The sequence below is a fragment of the Bradyrhizobium sp. UFLA05-89 genome (genome assembly GCF_059803475.1).
On record NZ_JBANBA010000134.1, the window covers coordinates 1 to 21,571 of the forward strand.

Consider the following 21,571-nt stretch of genomic DNA (forward strand, 5'->3'; position numbering starts at 1 on the left):
GCGGCAGGTCACAACACGCAGATCGATCGGCACGTCATCCGGCCATTCGGCACCGAATGTCCAAGGCGCATCTGCATTGATTTCCGCAACGACCAGACGCGCGTGGCGTGCGGCGCCGATCACATAGTCGTTCGAAAGGCTGGCGCTGAGCCTGCCGTCGCTCGCTTGCGCGAGCTGCACGAGCACGACGTCCGCCCGGTGCCGTCCCGCAGCGAAATCAGCGCAGAAGGCGCTGTAATTGCTCGGGATCACCAGTAGCCGGCGGGCTTTGGCGAGACGTCTGGCATTGCCGATCACGCCATAGCCGAGAAACGAAATGTTCGGCGCGCATTCGGACGAAAACGTCTCGGAGAAGAGTGGGCCAACCAGCAGACGGAACGACGGAAGACGATCTGCCTGTTTCACGAGCGCTTCGGTGAGCGTGCGCGGCTCGGCAGTCGCCTGCCCGCACACCACGAGATCGCCGTCCCGGATCAGGCCGGTGAAGTCGATCGATGGCACATGTCCGGACACGGCTTAGTAGGACTTGGCGAGGCCAAGCACCTTCTCCGCAATGAAGCTGAGCGCGAGCTGCGGGCTGACCGGCGCGATACGCGGGATCAAGATCTCGCGCAGGTAGCGCTCGACGTGGAATTCCTTGGCGTAGCCAAAGCCGCCATGCGTCATCACCGCCTGCTCACACGCCTGGAAGCCGGCCTCGCCCGCGAGATATTTTGCGGCATTGGCGGCGGCGCCGCAGGGCATACCCTTGTCGTACTGCCAAGCTGCCGACATCACCATCAGCCAGGCGGCCTCGAGCTCGACCCAGTTCACCGCGAGCGGATGCTGGATGCCCTGGTTCTTGCCGATGGGACGGTTGAAGACGACACGCGTCTTGGCATATTCGGTCGCGCGCGACAGCGCGAGCTTGCCGAGGCCCACCGCTTCCGCGGCGATGAGGATGCGTTCGGGGTTCATGCCTTCGAGGATGTACTCGAAGCCACGCCCCTCCTCTCCGATGCGGTCCTCCATCGGAATCTCAAAGTCCTCGAAGAACAGCTCGTTGGAATCGACGACCTTGCGGCCCATTTTCTCGATCTCGTGGACCTTGATCCGCTTGCGGTCAAAATCCGTGTAGAACAGGCTGAGGCCATGGGTCGGCGAACGCACCTCCTCGAGCGGCGTCGTGCGCGCGAGCAGCAAGATCTTGTGCGCGACCTGCGCGGTCGAGATCCACACCTTCTGGCCGTTGACGACGTAGCGGTCGTTCTTGGCGACCGCGCGCGTCTTGAGTTGCGTGGTGTTGAGGCCGGTGTTGGGCTCGGTGACGGCGAAGCAGGCCTTTTCGCGGCCCTCGACCATCGGCGGCAGCATTCGCTTGCGCTGCTCCTCGGTGCCGAACACAACGACGGGGTTGAGACCGAACACGTTGATATGCACGGCCGAGGCGCCGGACATGCCGGCGCCGGATTCCGCGATGGTGCGCATCATGATCGCGGCCTCGGTGATACCGAGACCGGAGCCGCCATAGGCTTCGGGTACGCAGATGCCGAGCCAGCCGGCATCGGCCAGCGCCTTATGGAAATCGTGCGGGAAGCCCCCCTCGCGGTCCTTGTTCAGCCAGTAGGCGTCGTCAAAGCCTTCGCAGACCTTTGCGATGGCGTCGCGGATGGCTTCCTGCTGATCGGTGAGCGCGAAATCCATAATGGTCTCCTTTGCCGGAGGCTCGTAACGCTAGCGCCCCATCTGCGAGGGCAGCCAGAGGATGATACTCGGGAACGCGACCAGGATCGCTATCGCGATCAGGTGCGCGATGAAATGCGGGAAGGTGCCGTGGAACACCTCCGCCACCGGCCGCTTGGCGTAGCGGGCGACGATGAAGCAGTTGAGGCCGACCGGCGGCGTGATCATGCCGACCTCGGCGGTGACGATCTTGATGACGCCGAACCAGATCGGATCGAAGCCGAGCGTCTTGATCAGCGGCAGCACGATCGGCACCGTGAGCACCAAAATCGCGATCTGGTCCATGAAGGAGCCGAGCACGATATAGCCGCAGAGGATCAGCGTGATGATGACCCAGCGCGAGGTCGGAAGCGAACCGATCCAGGCGACGAGATCCTGCGTCACATGCGTGAGCGTGAAGAAATAGCCGAAGATCGAGGCACCCACCAGAATCATGATGATCATGCAGGTGCCGTGACAGGCTCGCAGCAGCGTCCTGTAGAGCGAGGACGGTGTGATCTTGCCCTTGACGATCGCGAGCAGGAAGGCGCCGAACGCGCCGAAGGCCGAGGCTTCCGTCGGCGTCGCGACGCCGAGATAGATCGTGCCGGTCACGATCGAGAACAGCACCACCATCGGTGAGACCTGCCAGAGCAGCGCAAACTTGTCGCGCCACGGCACCGATTTTGCGCCCGGCGCTCGCGACGGATCCTGCCAGACCAGGAAGTAGATCGTGGCCATGATGGTGATGGTGACGAGGATCGCCGGGATGATGCCGCTGATTAAGAGCTTGCCGATGTTCACCTCTGCAAGCAGGCCGAAGATCACGAGTGCGACGCTGGTCGGCAGCAGCATGGACAACGTACCGGAGATCGCGACCACGCCCGCCGCCATCTTCGGCTCGTAACCCTGGCGGATCATCGCCGGCAGGCTGCTCGAGGACAGCGTCGCGGCCGAGGCCGTCGAGGTGCCGCAGATCGCGCCAAAGCCCGCACCCGCGAGCGCAGTCGCCATGCCGAGCCCGCCGGGGACGCGGCCGACCCAGGCCGATGCCGTCTTGAACAGATCATCCGCGACGCCGGACAGCAGCACGAGATCGGCCATCAGCAGAAACATCGGGATGGTGATCAGCTCATAGGAGGACACAGTCGAAAGCGGCGCCGTTTGCAAGATGCCCGACAGCGTCGCAAAGCCGCCGACCATCACGAGCCCCACCGAACCGGAAAAGGCCATCGCAAAACCGACGGGCGTGCCGAGCGCGAGCAGGCAGAACAGAAGGCAGAGGACGACAAGAGGTGTCATCGGCCGCTACTCGAACGATCTTGCTTCGCCGATCCCAGTCACCGGCGGCAAAGGATAGAGGTCGCGCCCGCTGATGAGGCTCAGCACATTGCCGATGAGTTGCAGCGTCAGCCGCAGCACCAGGACGCCACAGCCGAACGGCACCAGCGCTGCCGAGATCCAGGTCGGCCAGGGGATCGCGCCCGCGAGCACGTCATGCTGATCGTAATTTTCCAGCGCTCGCTCGAAACCTACCTTGCAGATCAGGACGAACACGAACAGGCCGGCGAGCGCGGTGATGATCTCCGACAGCCGCCGCCCAGCCGGCGAGAAGCGCGACAACAAAATATCGACGCCGACATGGGCATGCTCGCGCAAGCCATCCGACAACGTGAGAAAGAAAACGCCGGCGAGGAGATAGAGCCCGATCAGGTCGTAGGTGAAGGAGAACGGCCGGTTCATGACGTAGCGCATGAACACGTCAGTCACGACAAGCACCATGATCACGAACAGGAACACCTCTGCGATCACCGTCAGCGCGCGCTCCAGCGCAGAAAGCGCATTGCCGAGCCTCTCGATCACGTTCGGCGCCTCCTCCTTGTCGCGACTTTCGCTACTGCGTGCCACCTGCGGCGAGTAAAGCTTCGAATTCCTTCAGCGCTGCCGAAGCCGGCTTGCCGCGGCTGTCGAGACCGGACGCCCATTCGTGGCCGACACCCTTGAGCTTCTCCTTGATCTCGGCGCGCGTCGCCTCCGGCAGCGGCTCGAAGCTGACGCCACTCTCGGTAAGGTGCTGCTTCGTCGCGTCCTGCTCCTTGTCGACGTCGGCGCAGGCCCTCGGCTCGATCGCCTCGGAGGCCTGGTCCATCGCCTTCTTGACGTCCTCCGGCAGCTTGTCCCAGACCGATTGATTGATCGAATAGGCAACGATGAAGCTGCCGAAGCTGACGCCTTCGGTGGCGTGCTTCACGAGCTTGTCGAGACCATAGGCGACGACGCTTTCCATCGGAAACAGCAGGCCGTCCATCGTGCCGCGCGACAGCGACTCATAGGCATCGGGCGCAGCCATGCGCACCGGCACGGCGCCGAGCGCGCGCAACGTCAGGTCCTGCGCGCCACCGGTGGTGCGCAGCTTCAGGCCCTGCATGTCCTTCGGCGTTTCGACCTTCGCCTTGGCGGTCCACACCTGATAGGGCGGCAGCACCACCTCGAACAGCAGCTTGATCTTGTTGGGTGCGTACTCCTGCTTGGCGAGCAGGCCCTCGCGCGCGGTCTTCCAGTAGGCGAGCGTGCCTTGGCAGCTCGTCTGGAAGGCGCCCGGCAATTGCGCGACCTCCGACAGAGGCATCTTGTCGGAGACATAGGACGGCCCGATGTAGCCGATGTCGACGACGCCGGATTGCGTCAGGCGCAGCATGTCGCCGGCTTTGCCGATCTGTTGGTTCGGATAATAGGTGAAGGTCACGGCGCCGTTCGTCCGCTTGGTGACGTCGTCCATCCACGGCTTCAGCATCAGGCGGACGAGGTAATGGCCGGCGGGAAAAGAGTCGGCGACCTTCAGCTCGAGCGCCTGCGCCGAACTCGTCGCGATCGGCAAGGCCAGCACCGCGAGGGCCCACACCAGCTTCTTGTTCATTCGTTTCTCCCTGAGACGTGGCAACGCTGGAGCCGCGGCTCAAGCGACTGGCCCTTCGCACCATTTCTTGCTTGAGCTAAACGTACATATATGTGAATTTATCTGTCAAGGTTATGAACAACGCATAGGGCTATGCATCGAAAGGCCGAGAAGGCTTGCGATGTCGCCCCCGGGTTCACGCATCTGAACCATCGGCTTGGAAGGGAGAAACAGATGGCGGGGCTTTATTTCGAGGATTTTTCGGTAGGCCAGGAGTTCAGGCATCCGCTGACGCGCACGGTCACGGAAATGGACAACACGCTCTTCAGCCTGCTGACGCTCAACCCGCAGCCCCTGCACATCGATGCGCACTTTTCCGCGCAGACCGAGTTCGGCCAGCGCATCTTCAACAGCCTCTATACACTCGGCATCATGATCGGCATGACCGTCTACGACACGACGCTCGGCACCACGGTGGCCAATCTCGGCATGACCGACGTGACCTTCCCTAAACCGGTATTTCATGGCGACACGCTGCGGGCGACGACGAAGGTGCTGTCGGTGCGCGAATCCAAATCGCGACCGAAGGCAGGCATTGTCGAGTTCGAGCACCATGCCTACAACCAGAACGACGAGATCGTCGGCAAATGCCGCCGCATGGCGATGATGCACAAGAGGCCAGCCTGATGCGTTCGATGCTGTTCGTGCCGGGCGATTCCCCGCGCAAATTCGAGAAGGCGAGTGAAGGCAAGGCCGACGCCCTGATTATCGATCTCGAAGACTCCGTCGTCGCGGAGAAGAAGGACGAGGCGCGCAGGTTGACGCTCGCGATGCTTCAGGGTCGCCGCGGCCCGCATCAGCTCTATGTCCGCGTCAATGCGCTCGACGCCGGCATGACGCTCGTCGATCTCGCCGCGGTCATGCCGGGCGCGCCCGACGGCATCGTGCTGCCGAAATCACGCGGCGGCGACGACGTCCGGCAGGTGGCGCTGTGGCTCGACGCATTCGAGGCAGCGGCCGGCACCACGGTGGGCTCGACCCGCATCGTCTGCGTCGCGACTGAAACCGCTGGCTCGATCTTCGGCCTCGGCACCTACAGGGATTGCTCCCCTCGCCTCGCCGGCCTGATGTGGGGAGCCGAAGATCTCTCCGCCTCGCTCGGCGCCACTGAGAAAGCAAGCGGGGGCGTGTTCCATAGCCCCTATCGGCTGGCGCGCGATCTCTGCCTGATGGCGGCAGCCGCAGCGGAGGTCGCGCCGATCGACACCGTCTATACAGACATCGACAATCTCGCGGGTCTCGAGCAGGAGACGCGCGCCGCCCGGCGCGATGGGTTTTCCGCAAAGGCGCTGATTCACCCAAAACATGTCGACGTCGTCAACGCCGCTTTCACGCCGACCGACGCCGAGCGTACCTGGGCGGAGAAGGTGATCGCGGCCTTCGCCGACAATCCCAGTTCCGGCACGCTGCGCCTCGACGGCATGATGATCGACAAGCCGCATCTTCGCGCCGCGAAAAAGATCCTTGGCCTGCCTTAGGACCTGATCCCAATGATCGTTCGCCAAGCCGCCAACATCCTGGAGATCATGGAATTCTTCGCGCAGGCCAGGAAGCCTGCGACACTCGCGGAGATCGCCGATCATTTCGGCTGGCCGCGCTCGTCGACCTTCAACCTGCTCGCGACCCTGTCGGAGAAGGGCTATCTCTACGAGCCGCGACGTCGGGGCGGCTACTATCCGACGCCGCGCTGGCTGACACTGGCGCGGATGGTCTCGGAGGTCGAGCCGCTGCCGCCATGGGTGCATGCGCTGATCTCCGAGCTTTCGGCGGAGACCGGCGAGACCGCGTCCATCGTTGCGCCCTCGGGCGTCATGGCTGTTTTCATCGACGTTGTGGAATCGCAGGCCGCGATCCGCTACTTCGCGACGATCGGCCACCGCATTCCCATCCATGCGAGCGCCAGCGGCCGCGCGCTGCTGCTGCAATATTCCAAGGAAGAGCGCGACCAGCTCTATCGCAAGATCGAGTTCAGGCAGTATGGCGCGTCGACGCCGATCAGCATCGAGGCGGTCGAGGTGGAGCTGCGCAATTCGATTGCCCGCGGCTATTGCCAGAGCTTTGGCGATTACAGCCGCGACCTCGCGGGCGCCGCGATCCCGCTGCCGATCGGCGATCGGCGGCTCTCCGTCGTGGTCGCCGGACCGGAATTTCGCATCGGCCCCAAGGTGCCCGATGTTGCGGCGCTGATCGCAAGGACGGTCGACCGGCTTCGACCGAAGACCGCCGCGTGAGCCCTGACCTTAGTCGAACCCCTGAACGGGTGGCGTCGAAGTCTGCTGCGGCTGAGCAGGAGATGCCTGAACCGATGGATTGCTAGCCGGCCCGATTTGAGCGACACGGCCATTGGCTTCCATCGCCCGACTACTGGTGGGACCGGGAGCCGCTGAGCTGGGCGTCGGGGCCACTGGGGCGGGCGCTGGAGGTGCCGAACTCGGGACACGACTAGCTTCTCTGCGCGGCCGCTGCCGGCTCGTCGCCGAGCGAGAGCCGCGCAGGCCCCATGAGCGCGCGATGGAAGGACCAGCGGCGTAACCAACGAAGGCTCCAGCCACCGCACCGATCGGCCCGAGCACGACAGCACCGGAGACGGCTCCCAATGCCGCATCGCCTGCGCGTTCCTGCGCAACGGCGCCGGCGGGCACCAGCACGAGCATCGCGACCACGGCCATCAAGGATCTGTTCATCGGAGCGCCTCCCTCACGGGAGATCACTTCTTACGCAAATATGGCGGCAGGACGTTTGTTTATTGCCCAACACAGGGCAATCGACCGATGGAACTCCGGCAATCAGGAAACTTCCGCCGGGATGGTTGTGCCGACGGAGGCGGCTCAACTCTCAGACGATCTTGATCGACATATCCGGCAGGCCTTCGAGCTTGCATAGAAGCACGTCGCCCTTCACGACGGGGCCGACATTCTCCGGCGTGCCGGAATAGATGATGTCGCCCGCCTTCAGTTCGAAGGCTTTGGAGAGCTTTGCAATCTGCTCGGCGACGCTCCAGATCATCTTGCTGAGATCCGAACTCTGCCGCACGGTCCCGTTCACCGCCAGCGAAATCGCGCCCTTCTCGAAATGGCCGGTCTTGCTGGCCGGATGGATCGGGCCGATCACCGCCGCATGGTCAAAGCTCTTGCCGATCTCCCACGGCTTCTTCTCCGCGGCCATGCCGTTCTGAAGATCGCGCCGGGTCATGTCGAGGCCGAGCGCGTAGCCATAGACGTGATCGAGCGCCTTTTCCGGCGAGATGTTGCTGCCGCCGGATTTCAGCGCGGCAACGAGCTCGACCTCGTGATGATAGTTTTTGGTCAGCGACGGATAGGGATGCTCGGCGACCTCGCCGATCGCGACGTTCTGGATCGCATCGGTCGGCTTCTGGAAGAAGAACGGCGGCTCGCGGTTCGGATCCGAGCCGCGCTCGATCGCATGCGCGGCATAGTTGCGCCCAATGCAGTAGATGCGGCGAACCTGGAACACATCCGTCTCGCCGACGATCGGGATCGTCGTCATCGGCACCGGGAAAATCGGCTTCGGCCCCGCTTGCGCGGCGGCCGGCGCCGCCTCGGTCATGGTGGCGGCCGCCGTTGCCGCAGCCGCGGTCGCAAGCAGGTCGCGCCGCGAGGGTGAGGAGGTTTTTTTCATGTTTTATGCTCCTGTGGGGCAGTCAATTGGGCCGACCGATGGAATAGTGGATCAGGCCCCTCCCATCAACGCCCTTGACGCCGATGCGGCCGCGCACTTCTGGCAGACGTACGGTATGATCGATCCGGAAGACATCAGCGCAGGGGAGCACGACGTGCAACCTCCGCCGCGGCCCCGCCGGAACGGCGTCATCGCAACGCTGTTGCTCGTTATCGCGATATCCCCTGGAGCTGGCGCAAGAGCGCAGTCGCTCGAGCCCGCGCACATGACGGCAATCGGTACGATCGACGCTCGCTTTCAATCCTATAATGTCGAGATGGTCGAAGTGACGGGCGGGCGCTTCTGGAAGCCGTATTCACGCAGCCCGCGAGCAGACGCGCAGATCGCGCGCGATCGCTACAGCTACAGGTCACCGATCGATCTCGCCAACACGCGGCTGCGCAGGCTCGCCAGCGCTCTGGGCCCGGCGTATATGCGCATCAGCGGCACCTGGGCGAACGCGACGTTCTTTGCCGACGCCGACAACGCGCCGGCTGTACCGCCCTCCGGCTTCAACTCCGTACTGAACCGCGCACAGTGGCGCGGGGTCGTCGACTTTGCGCGCGCGGTGAATGCTGAGATCGTCACGTCGTTTGCCGTCAGTGCGGGCAGCCGCAACGCGGACGGACATTGGACGCCCGACCAGCCGCAACAGCTTCTCTCTTTCACGCAATCGCTCGGCAGCCGCATCGCGGCCGCCGAGTTGATGAACGAGCCGACGCTCGCGGCCACGAACGGCGCGCCCCCGGGCTATGACGCAAAGGCCTATGGCCACGACTTCGCGGTATTCCATTCATGGATGCGCCAGCATGCCCCTGACACGCTGATCGTCGGCCCCGGCTCCGTCGGCGACTCGTCCTCGCCGTCGGCAGGCGGTATCCAGACGCGCGATCTGCTCGCGGCTTCCCGACGAAGTCTCGATCGCTTCTCCTATCATCACTACAACACACTCTCGCCGCGCTGCGGCGTCCGGGATGATCCGGCGCGGGCGCTATCGCCAGGTTGGCTCGCGCGCACCGATCGCGCGCTCTCGATCTACCGCAGCCTGCGCGACGAATTCGCACCTAGCACGCCGATCTGGTTGACGGAGACGGCCGACGCCGCCTGCGGCGGCAATCGCTGGGACGCGACCCTCCTCGACACCTTCCGCTATCTCGACCAGCTCGGACGGCTCGCGCGGGCGGGTGTTCAAGTGGTGATGCACAACACGCTGGCCGCGAGCGACTACGGCCTGCTCGACGAGACGACGTTTCGGCCGCGGCCGAACTATTGGGGTGCGCTGCTGTGGCACCGGCTGATGGGAACGACCGTGCTCGACGTCGGCGCAACCAGCACGCCCGACCTTCACCTGTATGCGCATTGCCATCCCAGCACGAGCGGTGCCGTGTCCATCCTTGCGATCAACACGTCACGGAGCGGGTCGCGCAGGTTGCAGCTGCCGATCGCGTCGGAGCGCTACACGCTGGATGCGATGCGGCTACGAAGCTCGACCGCACGATTGAATGGGAGGATGCTCGCCCTCACTGCCAACGACGATCTACCCCCGCTCGAAGCGCACACGATGCCGGCCGGGACGATTTCCCTGGCGCCGAAAACCATCACCTTCCTGGTGATCCCGAATGCCGGCAATCCCGCCTGCCGATGAGGCGGGACCCATTCTCCCGGTCAGCGTTGCCCAAGCACGCTCGCCGCCGGCATGTAGATCTGCGCATAGCCTTCCTTGATCGCAGAAGTGATGCGATCGAGCCGCCGGTCGATGTGCTTTTCCAGCACGGAAACGCAACGCGCCTCATCGCGCGCCTTGAGGCCCTCGACGACGGCGCGGTGCTCGGCCTGCGTGTCGGAGCGGTTGACGCGGTCCATGTCGATCCAGCGCACGAAGCGGATGCGGGCGTTGACGTTGCGCAGCACGCGTAGCATCTCGGCATTGTTCGACATCGCCATCAGCCGCTCGTGAAAGGTCTCATCCAGCTCGACCAGTTCGACCGACGAACGTTCGCCGGGGTCTGGCCCCGTCGCTTCGAGGAACTTGAGCAGCGCGTCGATGTCCTCGTCCCCAGCGCGCTTGACGGCGAGACGGACCGAGGCGATCTCGATCGACTTGCGCAGCTCATAGAGATCGAAGATCTCGTGCGCGTCGAGCTCACGGCAAAAGAAGCCCTTGCCTGGCATGAAGCGCAGGAAGCCTTCAGTGTTCAGGCGATTGAGCGCTTCACGCAGCGGCGTGCGGCTGACGCCGAGCCGCTTTGCCAGCTCACCCTCGTTGAGCCGCTCGCCCGGCTTGAACTCGTAGCTCACGGCCATCGCCTTGAGTTGTTCATAGACGCGATCGACGATGCTGTCCGAGGCGAGTTCCAGATGCTTGTTCATGGGGAGCTTCTCGACCTCTAACCAAACCGGCGCGGCCGCAGTCCGGCATGAAACCACGTGATCATGGAATAGATATCATAAACAGGCAGGCCCACCTCCGCCTGCAATGCAGCAGCGTAAGGTGGCATGTTGGTGCATTCAAGCACGATGGCGCCGACATCAGGATGCTTTGCCACGAGCGCCTTGCCGGCGTCGACCACATCGCGCTCGGCTTCAGCGATATCCATGTCGTCCTTCTCGGCCTTGATCAGGACGCGGAAGAACTCCTTGCCGTTCTCGGTGCCGACCAGCGGCGTGTCCAGCGGCACGCCCACGCCTTCCAGATGGGCCGGCGACAGGGTCGAGCCCGACACCGTGACGAGGCCGACGCGCTTGCCAGGCGGCAAGGTTGCCTGCACCCACGGCACCTGCATCAGCGATGACGTCGCCACCGGCACGCCGACGGCGGCGGCAAGCTCCTTCTGAAACAGCGCGAGGAAGCCGCAATTGGTGGTGATGGCTTCGGCGCCAAGCCGCACCAGATCCTTCGCCGCGTCAATGAAGTCCGGCAGCAGCCCGGCCGCGCCCTTCAGCACGACCTTCTCCGGGCTCGCTCCGCTCACCACGCGATAGAGCACCGGGAACGGCCAGGTGGTGCCGTTGCCCATGTCGCCGGGAATACGGGGAAAGCGCGCTTCCAGCATCAGAATGCCGAGTGGCGCGCCATAGAGCGCCTTGCCGCCACGAGCGATGCGGGACGAGGAATTTTGCGGATAGGTCATGATGCTATCTCAGAGGAAGCGGCTGGGTGCGAACGGTTCAAGCGGAATCTCCGGCGCCTTGCTGCTGACGAGCTGCGCGACGAGGCGGCCGGTGCGCGCGGAGCCGACGAGGCCGATATGACCATGGCCGAACGCGTAGACGACATCGCGCGAGGCGCGGGCATAGCCGATGCAGGGACGGCCGTCCGGCATGCTCGGGCGGTGGCCGAACCACATCTTGATGCGTGAGGCCGGAATGTCCTTCGGCAGCTTCGGAAACATGCTGAAGAGATTGTCGCGCAGGATCTCGGCGCGGTTCCAGTTCGGCTCCGCGTCAAGCCCGGCGATCTCGACCGTGCCGGCGGCGCGCAGGCCCTTGTTGGTCCAGTTCACCACCATCTTGGCGTCGGAGGCCATCATCGAAGAGCGCGGCCCCGTCTCCGGATTCTCGATCATGACGTGATAGCCACGCTCGGTCTCGAGCGGCAGCCGATCGCCGATAGATGCGGTGAGCAGTCTTGAGCGCGCGCCTGCAGCGACCACGGCGGCATCGCAGGCGATCTCGCCGCTTTCGGTCAGAACGGCAATGAGCTTGCTGCCGTCGAGCCTGAGGCCCGTCGCCTTGGCGCGCACCAGTTTAGCGCCGCTGGCGAGCGCATGATTGGCAAGTGCCGCGACATAGGCGCCGGGATCGCGACAGCGTCCGGCCTCCTCGACCACCACACCGAATTCATAGCGTGGATCAAGCTCGGGCTCACGCTGGCGCATCTCGTCCGCAGAGAGCTCCAGCCATTCGACACCGACGCGCTTGCGGATGCGCCAGCCGAGGTCGCCATCGAAATTGGCGCGCGAAAGGAAGACATGCATCACACCGTTGCGTTCAATCAGCTCGGAAACGCCGGCCTCGTCCGCGAGCTTCTTGTGCAGAAGGGGCGCGTCCTTCAGGAGATCGCGCAACGCGACTGCCGTCTTCTCGACGCGCGACTCGCTCCAGCCGGAGAGCAGGTACTTGATCAGCCAGGGCAAAGCCTTCGGCAGGTAAGACCAGCGGATCGCGAGCGGACCGAGCGGGTCCATCAGATAGCCCGGCACCTTCTTCCAGATACCGGGCTCGGCCGGCGGGATCACCGAATGCGACGACAGCCAGCCGGCATTGCCATAGCTTGCCGCCTGCTCGCCGCCGGGCTCACCCGGATCGATCAGCGTGACGCGATGGCCCTCGCGCAGCGCCTCGATGGCGCTGATCACGCCGACCGCGCCGGCGCCGATGATGGCAACGTGGCGGCCAGTCGACATCAGCGCGAATTCTCCTGCGGCACAAAATCCTTGCCGACGGACAACGCGCGCTGATCGAAGATGCAGTGCAGGATCGCAGGCTTGCCCGACGCCAGCGCGCGCTCGAAGGCGGGCGCGAACTCTTCCGTGCGCTCGACGCGCTCGCCATGGCCGCCGAACGCCTTTGCGTACATCGCGAAGTCCGGATTCTTGAGCTGCGTGCCGACCACGCGGCCGGGATAGTCGCGTTCCTGATGCATGCGGATGGTGCCGTATTGCGCATTGTCGATCACGACGACGATCAGGGCTGCGTCGTACTGCACGGCGGTCGCAAACTCCTGGCCGTTCATCAGGAAGCATCCGTCCCCGGCAAACGCCACGACGACGCGATCCGGATGTTGCCGCTTGGCAAGCACGCCCGCCGGCACGCCGTAGCCCATCGAGCCCGAGGTCGGCGCAAGCTGCGCGGCAAAGGCGTGGAAGCGGTGATGGCGATGCAACCAACCGGCATAGTTGCCGGCTCCGTTGCACACGATCGCATCCTTCGGCAGCCGATCGCGCAGCCAGGTCATGACACGTCCGTACTGGAACGAACCCGGCAGCTCGCGCGCGGTCTCGGTCCAGGAAATATAGTCTGCATGCGCCTTGGCTGCTTCGCCCTCCCAGGCCGGCGTCGCCGCGGGCTTCAGCGTCTCGACGGCGGCTGCGAACGCAGCAGGCGTGGCCTGCATCGCGAGCGTGGGCTGATAGACGCGGCCGAGCTCTTCCGAACCTGGATGAACGTGGATCAGCTTCTGGTTCGGCACGGGAATGTCGAACAGCGAGTAGGACGAAGACGGCATCTCCGACATGCGGCCACCGATCAGCAGGATGACATCCGCGCCGGTAATGCGCGCCTTCAGGCTCGGGCTCGGGCCGATGCCGAGATCGCCGGCATAGTGGGAATGATCAGCGTCGATCAGCGACGCCCGGCGGAACGAGGTTGCGACCGGCAGATCGAACCGCTCGGCGAAGCGCGCGATGCCCTTGGCCGCTTCCGCGGTCCAGCCGGAGCCACCGAGAACGACGAGCGGCGCCTTTGCGCCGGCAAGCATCGAAGTCAGCCGTTCGAGATCGGCCGGCGCCGGCCAGCTCACGACAGGCTCGACGCGCGGCGCGTCGGCAACCGCCGCCGTCTCGGTCAGCATGTTCTCCGGCAGCGCGATCACGACGGGACCGGGGCGGCCCTGCATCGCAACGCGGAACGCGCGCGCGACGAGCTCGGGAATGCGATCGGGACGATCGATCTCGACGGCCCACTTCGCCATGGTGCCGAACACCGCTTTGTAGTCGAGCTCCTGAAACGCCTCGCGCTCGCGCATGCCGGTGTCGACCTGACCAACGAAGAGGATCATCGGCGTGGAATCCTGCATTGCGATGTGGACACCATGGCTGGCATTGGTCGCGCCGGGACCGCGGGTGACGAAGCAGATGCCCGGGCGGCCCGTGAGCTTGCCATAGGCTTCCGCCATCATCGCGGCGCCACCTTCGGCACGGCAGATCATCACGTCGATCGGGCTGTCATGCAGCGCATCCAGCGCGGCGAGATAGCTCTCGCCCGGCACGCAGGTGACGCGTTCGATGCCCTGCGCAACCAGCTGGTCGATCAGGATCTGGCCTCCGGTGCGGGCGTTACGAATGGTCATGACAGCTCCCTGAAAGTCTTTGGCGATGCGCTTGAGCGCGCGCCAGTTATGTTCCGAGGTGGCGTAGGACAGGCGGACAGAGCACGCAAGATCGAAAGGCTTCTCATATCCTGCGCAGACATCATGCCCGTCCCCGATGTTTGCAACTATCGGCCGCTCGCGATGATGCGGCGGCAATGATCGAGCGCCGCACCGATCAAATTGTCGCTCGCCTCCGGCGTACGGAACGCCGAATGCGCCGACAGCGTCACGTTCGGAAGCTTGGTCAGCGGATGGCCTGCCGGCAGCGGCTCGACCGTGAAGACGTCGAGGCCGGCATGCCCGATGTGGCCCGAGCGCAGCGCCGCGATCATCGCGTCCTCATCGACCACCGCGCCGCGCGCCGTGTTGATCAGGATGCTCCCTGGACGCATCATCGCGATGCGCTCGCGGGAGAGGAATCCTTTGGTCTCGTCGTTGAGCAGCAGATGCAGCGAGACGACGTGGCTCTCCGCCAGCAGCTTCTCCAGCGTGACGAAGTCGACACCCGGATGCGTCTTCGGCGTCCGGTTCCAGGCGATCACCTTCATGCCGCAGCCGAGCGCCATGCGCGCGGCTTCGGCGGCGATGCCGCCAAAGCCGATCAGACCGAGCGTCTTGCCGGTGAGCTGGAGCGCGTCGCGGCGCAGCCAGTTGCCCTCGCGCATGCCGCGATCCATCTCGCCAAACCCTTTTGCGGAGGCCCACATCAGCGCGATCGCGCATTCGGCGACCGCGGTGTCGCCGTAGCCCTTGATGGTGTGGACGGCGATGCCGTGCTGGCCAAGCTCGTCCGGATTCATGTAGCTGCGCGCTCCGGTGCCGAGGAAGACGACGTGCTTCAGAGCCGCACACTTCGCGGCGATCGCCGTCGGCACCGCGGTGTGATCGACGATCATGATCTCCACGCCGTCCAAGAGCAGCGGCAGGTCGTCGGGCGAAATCGCGGGGTCGCGGTTGATGCCGACCGGGAGGCTATCCTTGCGCAGCAGCTTTTCGGTTACGGCGGCAAGCGTGTCGTTGGCATCGACGAACAGGGCACGCATTGGCTGAGCTTTCTCTTTCCGGGCTAAAAATACAGTATTGCATTTTAAGCTGAATACAGAAATAGTCCAGAAGCCGGGGTTGGATGTCAGGGTAACTGCCCAGGAGAACTGCCATGAATCGCAGGGACGCACTCACCACCGTCGCCCTCGCCGGCGCTGCGATGGCCGCAGCCACCTCGGGCAGGGCCGACACGGCACCAAGCTCCACCCTCGACCGTATCAAGAAGAACGGCGCGCTGCGCATCGCGGTCATTGCCGGCCAGGATCCCTATTTCCACAAGGACCTCGCCAACAATCAATGGTCGGGCGCCTGCATCGACATGGCGAACGACATCGCAGGCAAGCTCGGCGCCAAGGTCGAGACGCTGGAATCGACCTGGGGCAACCAGATCCTCGATCTCCAGGCCGAGAAGATCGATCTTGCCTTTGCCGTGAACCCGACGCCCGAGCGCGCACTGGTCATCGACTTCTCCTCGCCCATCCTGGTGCACTCCTTCACCGTCATCACCAGGAAGGGTTTTGGCAAGCCGCAGACCTGGGCAGAAATCAACAAGCCCGAGGTCAAGATCGCCGTCGACATCGGCTCGACGCACGAGACGATCGCGCGGCGTTATTGCCCGAAGGCGACGATCCTCGGCTTCAAGGAACGCAACGAGGCGATCCTCGCCGTGTCCACTGGACGGGCGGACTGCAACATATCACTCGCCGTGCTTTCGGTTGCGACGTTGAAGAAGAACCCGACGCTCGGCGAGCTCGCAGTGCCACGGCCGTTGCTCACACTGCCGACCAATCTCGGCATCCGCGCTGAGGCCGATCGGCGCTACAAGGATTTTCTCAGCGCCTGGGCCGACTACAACCGCGCGCTGGGCCAGACCCGCGAATGGCTGCTCAAGGCTTTTGAAACCGTCGGCCTCACCGCGGAGGACATCCCCGGCGAAATTCAATTCTGACAGCCGCCTCGTGTGGCAGCAGAAGCGCGCCGACCAGCCGGGTCGATGAGATCGACGCGCGAGCCGGCCTACCGCTGCGTTCCCTCCCCCATTGCCTGGGAGCGGCTAGAGAGAGGGTGCCACACGGCACACTCTCTCGATTGAGTGCGCGACGCTTGCGCGTGGCCAAGCCAAAATCGGGCAGGTTGATGACCCATCGCGTAGGCTCTGCGCGCTCACTGACAAACGAGCACGGGGATTCTCGCCTGCGTCAGCACCTTGTTAGTCACGCTGCCGATCAGAAGCATGGAAAGCCCACTGCGGCCATGCGATGACATGACGATGAGATCGCAGCCCTTGTCCTCAGCTGCGGCGATGATGGCTTGATGGGGATGCCCGCTCTCCACTTGAATCGTCTCGCAAGAAACGCCAGCCGTTTTGGCCGCATTTGCCGCGCGATCCAATACGCTCCTGGCCTGTTCCTTGCGCAGCTCGGCATATGTCGCGACGGCTTCAAGGAACCGCCCTGTCAGTTCTGAAAACGGTTCCACGACGAAGATCACGGATACCTTGGCTCCAAGGGATTTCGCCAGCGCCAACCCACGCGCCACCCCATGCTCCGCCAGCTCCGACCCATCTGTCGGAATCAGAATATGCCGGTACATGCCTCACCTCCCGATTGTCCGAACCATCCCTGCCTTCTGCAGGTTGAGCCCGCGTTCCGGATACCGTCTTGAGATAAATCAATCTATTGCGCGGTGCGGACGGCCGAGCGGCTGGACCGTGCAACGAATTGCAGTCAGCCAGGTTGATTGTGATCGCAAGTTCCGGATTGGAGCAACGTCATGTCGATGACCAAGGTTCCTGCAGCGCTTCTCGTGATTGGTGCGATATCGCTCGGAGCACCCGCAATGGCTGCCCCGATCACACCCTTATCCACGAGCGCCAAGCCGATGGTGCAGGAGAGTGACGTGGTCCAGGTGCGCTGGCACTGGGGCCGTTGGCACGGCGGAAGCTATCGGTGCTCCCCCTATTGTCGTTGGGGCGGTTAGTACTACTGCATTTCTCGTGCGAAGGCCCGTTGTGAATGCGGGGCCACCTTACGTGATCGCGGATCTCGCTTCCGCCTTCGCTCGCTGAACTATCCAAGCTACGAGGCAGGGCGATCTGTTCAACCTGCCTGCATCATTGTGTTGTCGGTGGCCGGGGCGGATCGCCCCTCAAGCTCCGCCCACAGGCGGAAGCGCTCGTCCACGTTGAGGCGAGCTATCTGGAACGGCCGGTCGAAGATGGCGAGAGATTCCTTGCCGAGTTCGAACCGCGGCCAGACGTCGCTTGTTTCAGGCGCACCGGTCGCGATGAAGCGCAGCATGGCGGCCTGAAGGCGCGTGGCGACCTCGATATCGCCAGGTGTCATCGGGCCACCCTTGCGCCGGAGGATGGGGCGATCGACGAAGTCAGGAAAGTGCGCCCAGACGCAGGCATTGTCCGCGCCGTGGGTCGGCCCTTGCGACAGGAAAGGCTCCAGCGCGGGACGATGGTCGAACCGGTTCAGCCAGACAGCACCACCGGCCGCACTCTGATGGCGCGCAATCACGGCTAGCGGTCGATGCCAGAATGCATCCGACAGCAGCGCCTCGTAAGGATCTTCATCGGGACGCGCCGTCGCGCGATAGCAGCCGAGCAGGCGCTCGAAGCCGGCATCGCCAAAGGACGCGCGGACGTGCCGCTCGGTGACGCGGATCATTGCGGCGGGCGGCGTGCTCTTCAGGAACATCGCCATCTCGTCGCGGCAGGAGCCGAGCCAGAGCGGGACATCGCGCAGCGCGCCATCGGCGATCGCCGAGATCGGATCGCGCGGGATCACCACACCGTCCAGCACCGGACCGAACACGGTCCCGGCTTCCGTTTCATCCGCCAGCCTGCGACCAACGCTCTCCACCGCTGCGAAGAGCTGAGGCAGCGGCACCGTCGCGATGGCGCTCGCATCGTTTTCGATCTTGAGCTCTGCGATCACCCGCCGCGTCACCTCATCGGCATGCGCTGGGTTCATGATGCCACGGCCCGGTGCACTGAAGGCAATGGCCTGCGCGAACTTGCCCTGCGCCTGAGGCAGGGTGGCCAGCGCGATCACCATCGACGCGCCGGCGGACTGGCCGAACAGCGTCACCGCATCGGGATCACCGCCGAAATTCGCGATGTTCGCACGCACCCAGTCGAGCGCAGCGAGCGCATCGGACATTGCGAGATTGTTGGCCTCCGACAGCCTACCACCGAAGCGATGCAGTTGCAGGAAACCGAGCGGACCGAGCCGGTAGTTGATGGTGACGATGATGGCCGGCCCTTGCGCGGCGAGGAAGCCGCCATCATAGTCGGCGCCGCCGCCGGTGACGAAGGCGCCGCCATGGATGAAGAACAGCACCGGCAATGGTCGATAGGCCGCCGCCGGTGCAAAGATGTTCAGGCTGAGACAGGTGGGCTCGTTCGCATGATCGAGATGACCGGGCTGCGGCGCGTAGGCGCCGTAGGCCGTACAGGCGATCGGCTCCGACCACGCGCGCGGCGGCACTGCTTTCGCAAAGCGCCGTGCGGTCGCATAGGGCACGCCCCTGAAGGCGCGCACCCCGCCCTGTTCGAGGCCGATGACCGCCCCGCTCGTGGTCGAAACTGCCTGCGTCAGCATGTGAACCTCACCTCTGCTCTAACCGCGCCGCTTTCCGAGATCGGCGATATCGACCGTGTGCGTCTCGCGCGCCGTCGCAGCGGCCGCGGCCGAGATCACGCAACAGGCGCCGACGAAGATCGCGACCGGGATCCACCCGTTCGGCCCCTCGCCGACCAGGCTGGCGCTCACCAGCGGCGTGAAACCCGCGGCGAGGAAGCCGAGCTGCGTGCCGATCGCGGTGCCGGAATAACGCACGCGCGCCTCGAACATCTCCGCATAGAACGACGGCCAGATCGCGTTCGGGGCGGCATAGACGACGCCGGAAAGGATCATCGCGGCCGCGAAGATCGCGATCGTGTTGCCCGATGTCACCAGCATGAAATAGGGGAACAGCAGCACCGCGCAACCGAGCACGCCGCCGATGAACACCGGCTTGCGGCCGATCCTGTCGGCGAGCAACGCCCACAGCGGCTGGGTGATCAGCGCGGTGACGTTGCCGAGCACGCCGGCCCAGAGCATGGTCGGGCGCGCCACGCCGAACTTGCTGGTAGCGTAGCCAAGTGCGAACACGGCGGTCATGGTGCTGACGGTGGCGATCAGCGCGCAGACGATCACGCGAAGCACGTCGGGCCAGTAGTCGCGGAGCAGCGCGATCACGGGGAAGCGTGCGACCTGCGCCTTGTCCTTGATGTCTTCGAAGACCGGCGTCTCCGGCATGGTCCGCCGCACGAGATAGGCGACCAGCAGCACCAGCGCGGAAAGCAGGAACGGAATGCGCCAGCCCCAGCTCATCAGCTGATCTTCCGGCAAGCTCGAAACCGGGATGAACACCAGCGTTGCCAGGATCGCGCCCGCCTGCGTGCCGCTCAGCGTCCAGCTCGTGAAGAAGGCGCGGTTGGAGTTGGCGGAATGCTCGAGCGTCAGAGAGTTGGCCCCGCTCTGCTCGCCCGCGGCCGACAGGCCCTGCAACAGCCGCAGCAGGGTCAGGATGATCGGCGCGGCATTGCCGATCGCCTTCGCATCCGGCAACAGCCCGATCGCGAGCGTCGAGCCGCCCATCAGGACGAGCGTGAACAAGAGCACCGTCTTGCGCCCGATGCGGTCGCCGAAATGGCCGAGGATGACGGCGCCGACCGGACGCGCGATATAGCCAATGCCGAAGGAAAGCAGAGCGAGCAGTGTCGCCGTCGAGGGATCGACATTGGCGAAGAACACTTTTGGAAAGATCAGCGCGGCGGCAGTGCCGTAGATGAAGAAATCGTAGTATTCGAGCATGCTGCCGACGAAGCTGACGAGCGCGGCGCGCTTCGGCAGCCTGGTCTGCGCGGCTTCCTTTGCGACGGGCGCGTTCAGCGATGCGGTTGACGTCAACGTCATGAAAATCCTCCCCGTGTGATGTGCGGCAGATCCCGCGTCATTGCCGGCGACCACGTTGGGTTGCGCCGGAGCTGCGGTGACTTGCCGTCACCCTCTTTCCCTCATAATGTACGAACTAGTACGTTTACGCAAGGCCGCATCGAAGCCGTGCCCGGAGTTGCGAAATTTGCCTTCACCTTCAGGGTGATCCATACGACTTGGCGGGAGAAACAGTGATGCTGAAGCGCATGCCCCCCGCCCATAAGCGCACCAACGACCCCGAGCGCACCAAGCGCGACATCATCGAGGTGGCGACGCAGGAATTCGCCTCCGAGGGCTATTCCGGCGCGCGGGTCGACGCGATCGCGGCGCGGACCCGCACCTCCAAGCGGATGATCTATTACTACTTTGGCGGCAAGGAGCAGCTCTATCTCGCGGTGCTGGCGGAAGCCTATCGCAACATCCGCGCGCTGGAGGACCAGCTCGACATCCAGCGCTGCGACGCGCGCGAGGGCTTGCGGCGGCTGATCGAGGCGACCTTCGACCACGACGAGCGCAATCCGAACTTCATCCGCCTCGTCAGCATCGAGAACATCCATCATGGCAAGCATCTGAAGCAGAATCCGCAACTGCGCCAGCTCAACGCCAGCGTGATCGCGACGCTCGATGGCATCCTCGCCCGCGGCCGCAAGGAAGGCGTCTTCCGCAACGACGTCGACGCCGTCGACCTGCATCTTGCCATCAGTTCCTACTGCTTCTTCCGCGTCGCCAACCGCCACACCTTCGGCGCCCTGTTCGACCGCGACCTGAGCGAGCCGAAAGTGCTGGCCAAGAGCCGGACGCAAATCGTGGAGATGATCTTGGCGTGGCTGGGGGCGAAGGCGAGCGAATAGCAAGGCGGCCTGGCCGCCCGTTCGGACGGCTCGCGTCGGGTCGCGAGAGCTTCCAAATCCCAACTGTCACTCCCCGCCACCGGGTCTCGCCTTCGGCGAGCCCGATAAAGGCTTTGGCAGGGAAACTGGGGCGCGTACTCATAGCCTACGCCGCAATCGGGACGCGTATCAGGTCCGAGAAAGGCCGATTCCGTTGAAAAAGGGCGGCAGTAATCCGATGTATTGGCGTCAGCGGCGATGCGGCCGAGCGGCTGTGTCG

General features: G+C 64.3%; 20 protein-coding genes and 1 pseudogene. 6 read left to right on the top strand and 15 right to left on the bottom strand.

Annotated elements, in window-relative coordinates; translation table 11 throughout:
• The 5 genes and pseudogenes from SO139_RS40120 to SO139_RS40140 all read right to left on the bottom strand — a co-directional run.
• Positions 1-513 (bottom strand): annotated as a pseudogene (locus SO139_RS40120) (acetyl-CoA hydrolase/transferase family protein); the annotation flags it as partial.
• A 3-nt stretch (positions 514-516) separates the two neighbouring features.
• Positions 517-1,683 carry an acyl-CoA dehydrogenase family protein gene (locus SO139_RS40125; RefSeq protein ID WP_449384091.1) on the bottom strand — a complete coding sequence of 389 codons (1,167 nt, stop codon included), beginning with the start codon at positions 1,681-1,683 and terminating at the stop codon, positions 517-519.
• Between the two features lie 30 nt (positions 1,684-1,713).
• Entirely contained in the window at positions 1,714-3,003 is a 1,290-nt protein-coding gene (locus tag SO139_RS40130; RefSeq protein ID WP_498541761.1) for a TRAP transporter large permease, read from the bottom strand.
• Positions 3,004-3,009: 6 nt separating this feature from the next.
• Positions 3,010-3,564 carry a TRAP transporter small permease subunit gene (locus SO139_RS40135; RefSeq protein ID WP_449384093.1) on the bottom strand — a complete coding sequence of 185 codons (555 nt, stop codon included), beginning with the start codon at positions 3,562-3,564 and terminating at the stop codon, positions 3,010-3,012.
• A gap of 31 nt (positions 3,565-3,595) precedes the next feature.
• On the bottom strand, positions 3,596-4,618 hold the full coding sequence (locus tag SO139_RS40140; protein ID WP_449384094.1) for a TRAP transporter substrate-binding protein: 1,023 nt from the start codon (positions 4,616-4,618) through the stop codon (positions 3,596-3,598).
• A 213-nt stretch (positions 4,619-4,831) separates the two neighbouring features.
• Here SO139_RS40140 and SO139_RS40145 point away from each other — a divergent pair, with 213 nt between their 5' ends.
• Genes SO139_RS40145 through SO139_RS40155 form a run of 3 tightly spaced genes read left to right on the top strand, consistent with a single transcriptional unit; the run spans position 4,832 to position 6,888 of the window.
• Positions 4,832-5,284: a MaoC family dehydratase gene (locus tag SO139_RS40145; protein ID WP_449384095.1), complete on the top strand. Its 453-nt coding sequence runs from the start codon at positions 4,832-4,834 to the stop codon at positions 5,282-5,284.
• Positions 5,284-6,135 carry an HpcH/HpaI aldolase/citrate lyase family protein gene (locus SO139_RS40150; RefSeq protein WP_474799671.1) on the top strand — a complete coding sequence of 284 codons (852 nt, stop codon included), beginning with the start codon at positions 5,284-5,286 and terminating at the stop codon, positions 6,133-6,135. The genes SO139_RS40145 and SO139_RS40150 overlap by 1 nt, the downstream gene beginning before the upstream one ends.
• A gap of 12 nt (positions 6,136-6,147) precedes the next feature.
• A complete protein-coding gene (locus SO139_RS40155) occupies positions 6,148-6,888 on the top strand; it encodes an IclR family transcriptional regulator (RefSeq protein ID WP_449384171.1) in 741 nt (246 codons plus the stop codon).
• A gap of 9 nt (positions 6,889-6,897) precedes the next feature.
• Here SO139_RS40155 and SO139_RS40160 read toward each other — a convergent pair whose 3' ends face one another.
• Positions 6,898-7,341 (bottom strand): hypothetical protein, encoded by a 444-nt coding sequence (locus tag SO139_RS40160; protein WP_449384172.1) that lies wholly within the window; start codon positions 7,339-7,341, stop codon positions 6,898-6,900.
• Positions 7,342-7,492: 151 nt separating this feature from the next.
• Positions 7,493-8,296, bottom strand: a complete 804-nt coding sequence (locus tag SO139_RS40165; protein ID WP_449384173.1) for a fumarylacetoacetate hydrolase family protein — start codon at positions 8,294-8,296, stop codon at positions 7,493-7,495.
• On the opposite strand from SO139_RS40165, the gene SO139_RS40170 reads away from it, so the two are divergent.
• A complete protein-coding gene (locus SO139_RS40170) occupies positions 8,295-9,980 on the top strand; it encodes a glycosyl hydrolase family 79 N-terminal domain-containing protein (RefSeq protein WP_449384174.1) in 1,686 nt (561 codons plus the stop codon). The two genes, SO139_RS40165 and SO139_RS40170, sit on opposite strands and share 2 nt — an antisense overlap.
• A 20-nt stretch (positions 9,981-10,000) precedes the next feature.
• Here the strand turns inward: SO139_RS40170 and SO139_RS40175 are convergent, their stop codons facing one another.
• The 5 genes from SO139_RS40175 to SO139_RS40195 form a co-directional block, all read right to left on the bottom strand.
• Entirely contained in the window at positions 10,001-10,705 is a 705-nt protein-coding gene (locus SO139_RS40175) for a GntR family transcriptional regulator (protein ID WP_449384175.1), read from the bottom strand.
• Positions 10,706-10,722: 17 nt separating this feature from the next.
• Positions 10,723-11,466 (bottom strand): aspartate/glutamate racemase family protein, encoded by a 744-nt coding sequence (locus tag SO139_RS40180; protein ID WP_449384176.1) that lies wholly within the window; start codon positions 11,464-11,466, stop codon positions 10,723-10,725.
• A 9-nt stretch (positions 11,467-11,475) separates the two neighbouring features.
• Complete coding sequence (locus tag SO139_RS40185; RefSeq protein WP_449384177.1) at positions 11,476-12,741, bottom strand: NAD(P)/FAD-dependent oxidoreductase; 1,266 nt, start codon at positions 12,739-12,741, stop codon at positions 11,476-11,478.
• Positions 12,741-14,405, bottom strand: coding sequence for a thiamine pyrophosphate-binding protein (locus SO139_RS40190; RefSeq protein WP_449384178.1), 1,665 nt, complete (start codon positions 14,403-14,405; stop codon positions 12,741-12,743). Before SO139_RS40190 ends, SO139_RS40185 begins: the two co-directional genes overlap by 1 nt.
• A 146-nt stretch (positions 14,406-14,551) precedes the next feature.
• A complete protein-coding gene (locus SO139_RS40195) occupies positions 14,552-15,469 on the bottom strand; it encodes an NAD(P)-dependent oxidoreductase (RefSeq protein ID WP_449384179.1) in 918 nt (305 codons plus the stop codon).
• A gap of 113 nt (positions 15,470-15,582) precedes the next feature.
• On the opposite strand from SO139_RS40195, the gene SO139_RS40200 reads away from it, so the two are divergent.
• Positions 15,583-16,419, top strand: a complete 837-nt coding sequence (locus SO139_RS40200; RefSeq protein ID WP_474799676.1) for a transporter substrate-binding domain-containing protein — start codon at positions 15,583-15,585, stop codon at positions 16,417-16,419.
• Between the two features lie 215 nt (positions 16,420-16,634).
• On the opposite strand, the gene SO139_RS40205 is transcribed toward SO139_RS40200, so the two are convergent.
• The 3 genes from SO139_RS40205 to SO139_RS40215 form a co-directional block, all read right to left on the bottom strand.
• Positions 16,635-17,063 (bottom strand): universal stress protein, encoded by a 429-nt coding sequence (locus tag SO139_RS40205; protein ID WP_449384180.1) that lies wholly within the window; start codon positions 17,061-17,063, stop codon positions 16,635-16,637.
• 506 nt (positions 17,064-17,569) lie between these two features.
• Positions 17,570-19,081 (bottom strand): carboxylesterase/lipase family protein, encoded by a 1,512-nt coding sequence (locus SO139_RS40210; RefSeq protein ID WP_449384181.1) that lies wholly within the window; start codon positions 19,079-19,081, stop codon positions 17,570-17,572.
• Between the two features lie 18 nt (positions 19,082-19,099).
• On the bottom strand, positions 19,100-20,440 hold the full coding sequence (locus SO139_RS40215; RefSeq protein WP_449384182.1) for an MFS transporter: 1,341 nt from the start codon (positions 20,438-20,440) through the stop codon (positions 19,100-19,102).
• A 215-nt stretch (positions 20,441-20,655) separates the two neighbouring features.
• Here SO139_RS40215 and SO139_RS40220 point away from each other — a divergent pair, with 215 nt between their 5' ends.
• Positions 20,656-21,312 carry a TetR family transcriptional regulator gene (locus SO139_RS40220; RefSeq protein WP_449384183.1) on the top strand — a complete coding sequence of 219 codons (657 nt, stop codon included), beginning with the start codon at positions 20,656-20,658 and terminating at the stop codon, positions 21,310-21,312.
• Positions 21,313-21,571: the final 259 nt, after the last annotated feature.

Bases quoted from the DNA above. Each gene is read 5' to 3' on its own strand.
- SO139_RS40155 (WP_449384171.1), top strand. From the start codon at position 6,148: ATGATCGTTCGCCAAGCCGCCAACATCCTGGAGATCATGGAATTCTTC.
- SO139_RS40195 (WP_449384179.1), bottom strand. From the start codon at position 15,469: ATGCGTGCCCTGTTCGTCGATGCCAACGACACGCTTGCCGCCGTAACC.
- SO139_RS40125 (WP_449384091.1), bottom strand. From the start codon at position 1,683: ATGGATTTCGCGCTCACCGATCAGCAGGAAGCCATCCGCGACGCCATC.
- SO139_RS40170 (WP_449384174.1), top strand. From the start codon at position 8,295: ATGTTTTATGCTCCTGTGGGGCAGTCAATTGGGCCGACCGATGGAATA.
- SO139_RS40175 (WP_449384175.1), bottom strand. From the start codon at position 10,705: ATGAACAAGCATCTGGAACTCGCCTCGGACAGCATCGTCGATCGCGTC.
- SO139_RS40205 (WP_449384180.1), bottom strand. From the start codon at position 17,063: ATGTACCGGCATATTCTGATTCCGACAGATGGGTCGGAGCTGGCGGAG.
- SO139_RS40185 (WP_449384177.1), bottom strand. From the start codon at position 12,741: ATGTCGACTGGCCGCCACGTTGCCATCATCGGCGCCGGCGCGGTCGGC.
- SO139_RS40200 (WP_474799676.1), top strand. From the start codon at position 15,583: ATGAATCGCAGGGACGCACTCACCACCGTCGCCCTCGCCGGCGCTGCG.
- SO139_RS40130 (WP_498541761.1), bottom strand. From the start codon at position 3,003: ATGACACCTCTTGTCGTCCTCTGCCTTCTGTTCTGCCTGCTCGCGCTC.
- SO139_RS40160 (WP_449384172.1), bottom strand. From the start codon at position 7,341: ATGAACAGATCCTTGATGGCCGTGGTCGCGATGCTCGTGCTGGTGCCC.
- SO139_RS40140 (WP_449384094.1), bottom strand. From the start codon at position 4,618: ATGAACAAGAAGCTGGTGTGGGCCCTCGCGGTGCTGGCCTTGCCGATC.
- SO139_RS40165 (WP_449384173.1), bottom strand. From the start codon at position 8,296: ATGAAAAAAACCTCCTCACCCTCGCGGCGCGACCTGCTTGCGACCGCG.
- SO139_RS40145 (WP_449384095.1), top strand. From the start codon at position 4,832: ATGGCGGGGCTTTATTTCGAGGATTTTTCGGTAGGCCAGGAGTTCAGG.
- SO139_RS40180 (WP_449384176.1), bottom strand. From the start codon at position 11,466: ATGACCTATCCGCAAAATTCCTCGTCCCGCATCGCTCGTGGCGGCAAG.
- SO139_RS40215 (WP_449384182.1), bottom strand. From the start codon at position 20,440: ATGACGTTGACGTCAACCGCATCGCTGAACGCGCCCGTCGCAAAGGAA.
- SO139_RS40220 (WP_449384183.1), top strand. From the start codon at position 20,656: ATGCTGAAGCGCATGCCCCCCGCCCATAAGCGCACCAACGACCCCGAG.
- SO139_RS40190 (WP_449384178.1), bottom strand. From the start codon at position 14,405: ATGACCATTCGTAACGCCCGCACCGGAGGCCAGATCCTGATCGACCAG.
- SO139_RS40210 (WP_449384181.1), bottom strand. From the start codon at position 19,081: ATGCTGACGCAGGCAGTTTCGACCACGAGCGGGGCGGTCATCGGCCTC.
- SO139_RS40150 (WP_474799671.1), top strand. From the start codon at position 5,284: ATGCGTTCGATGCTGTTCGTGCCGGGCGATTCCCCGCGCAAATTCGAG.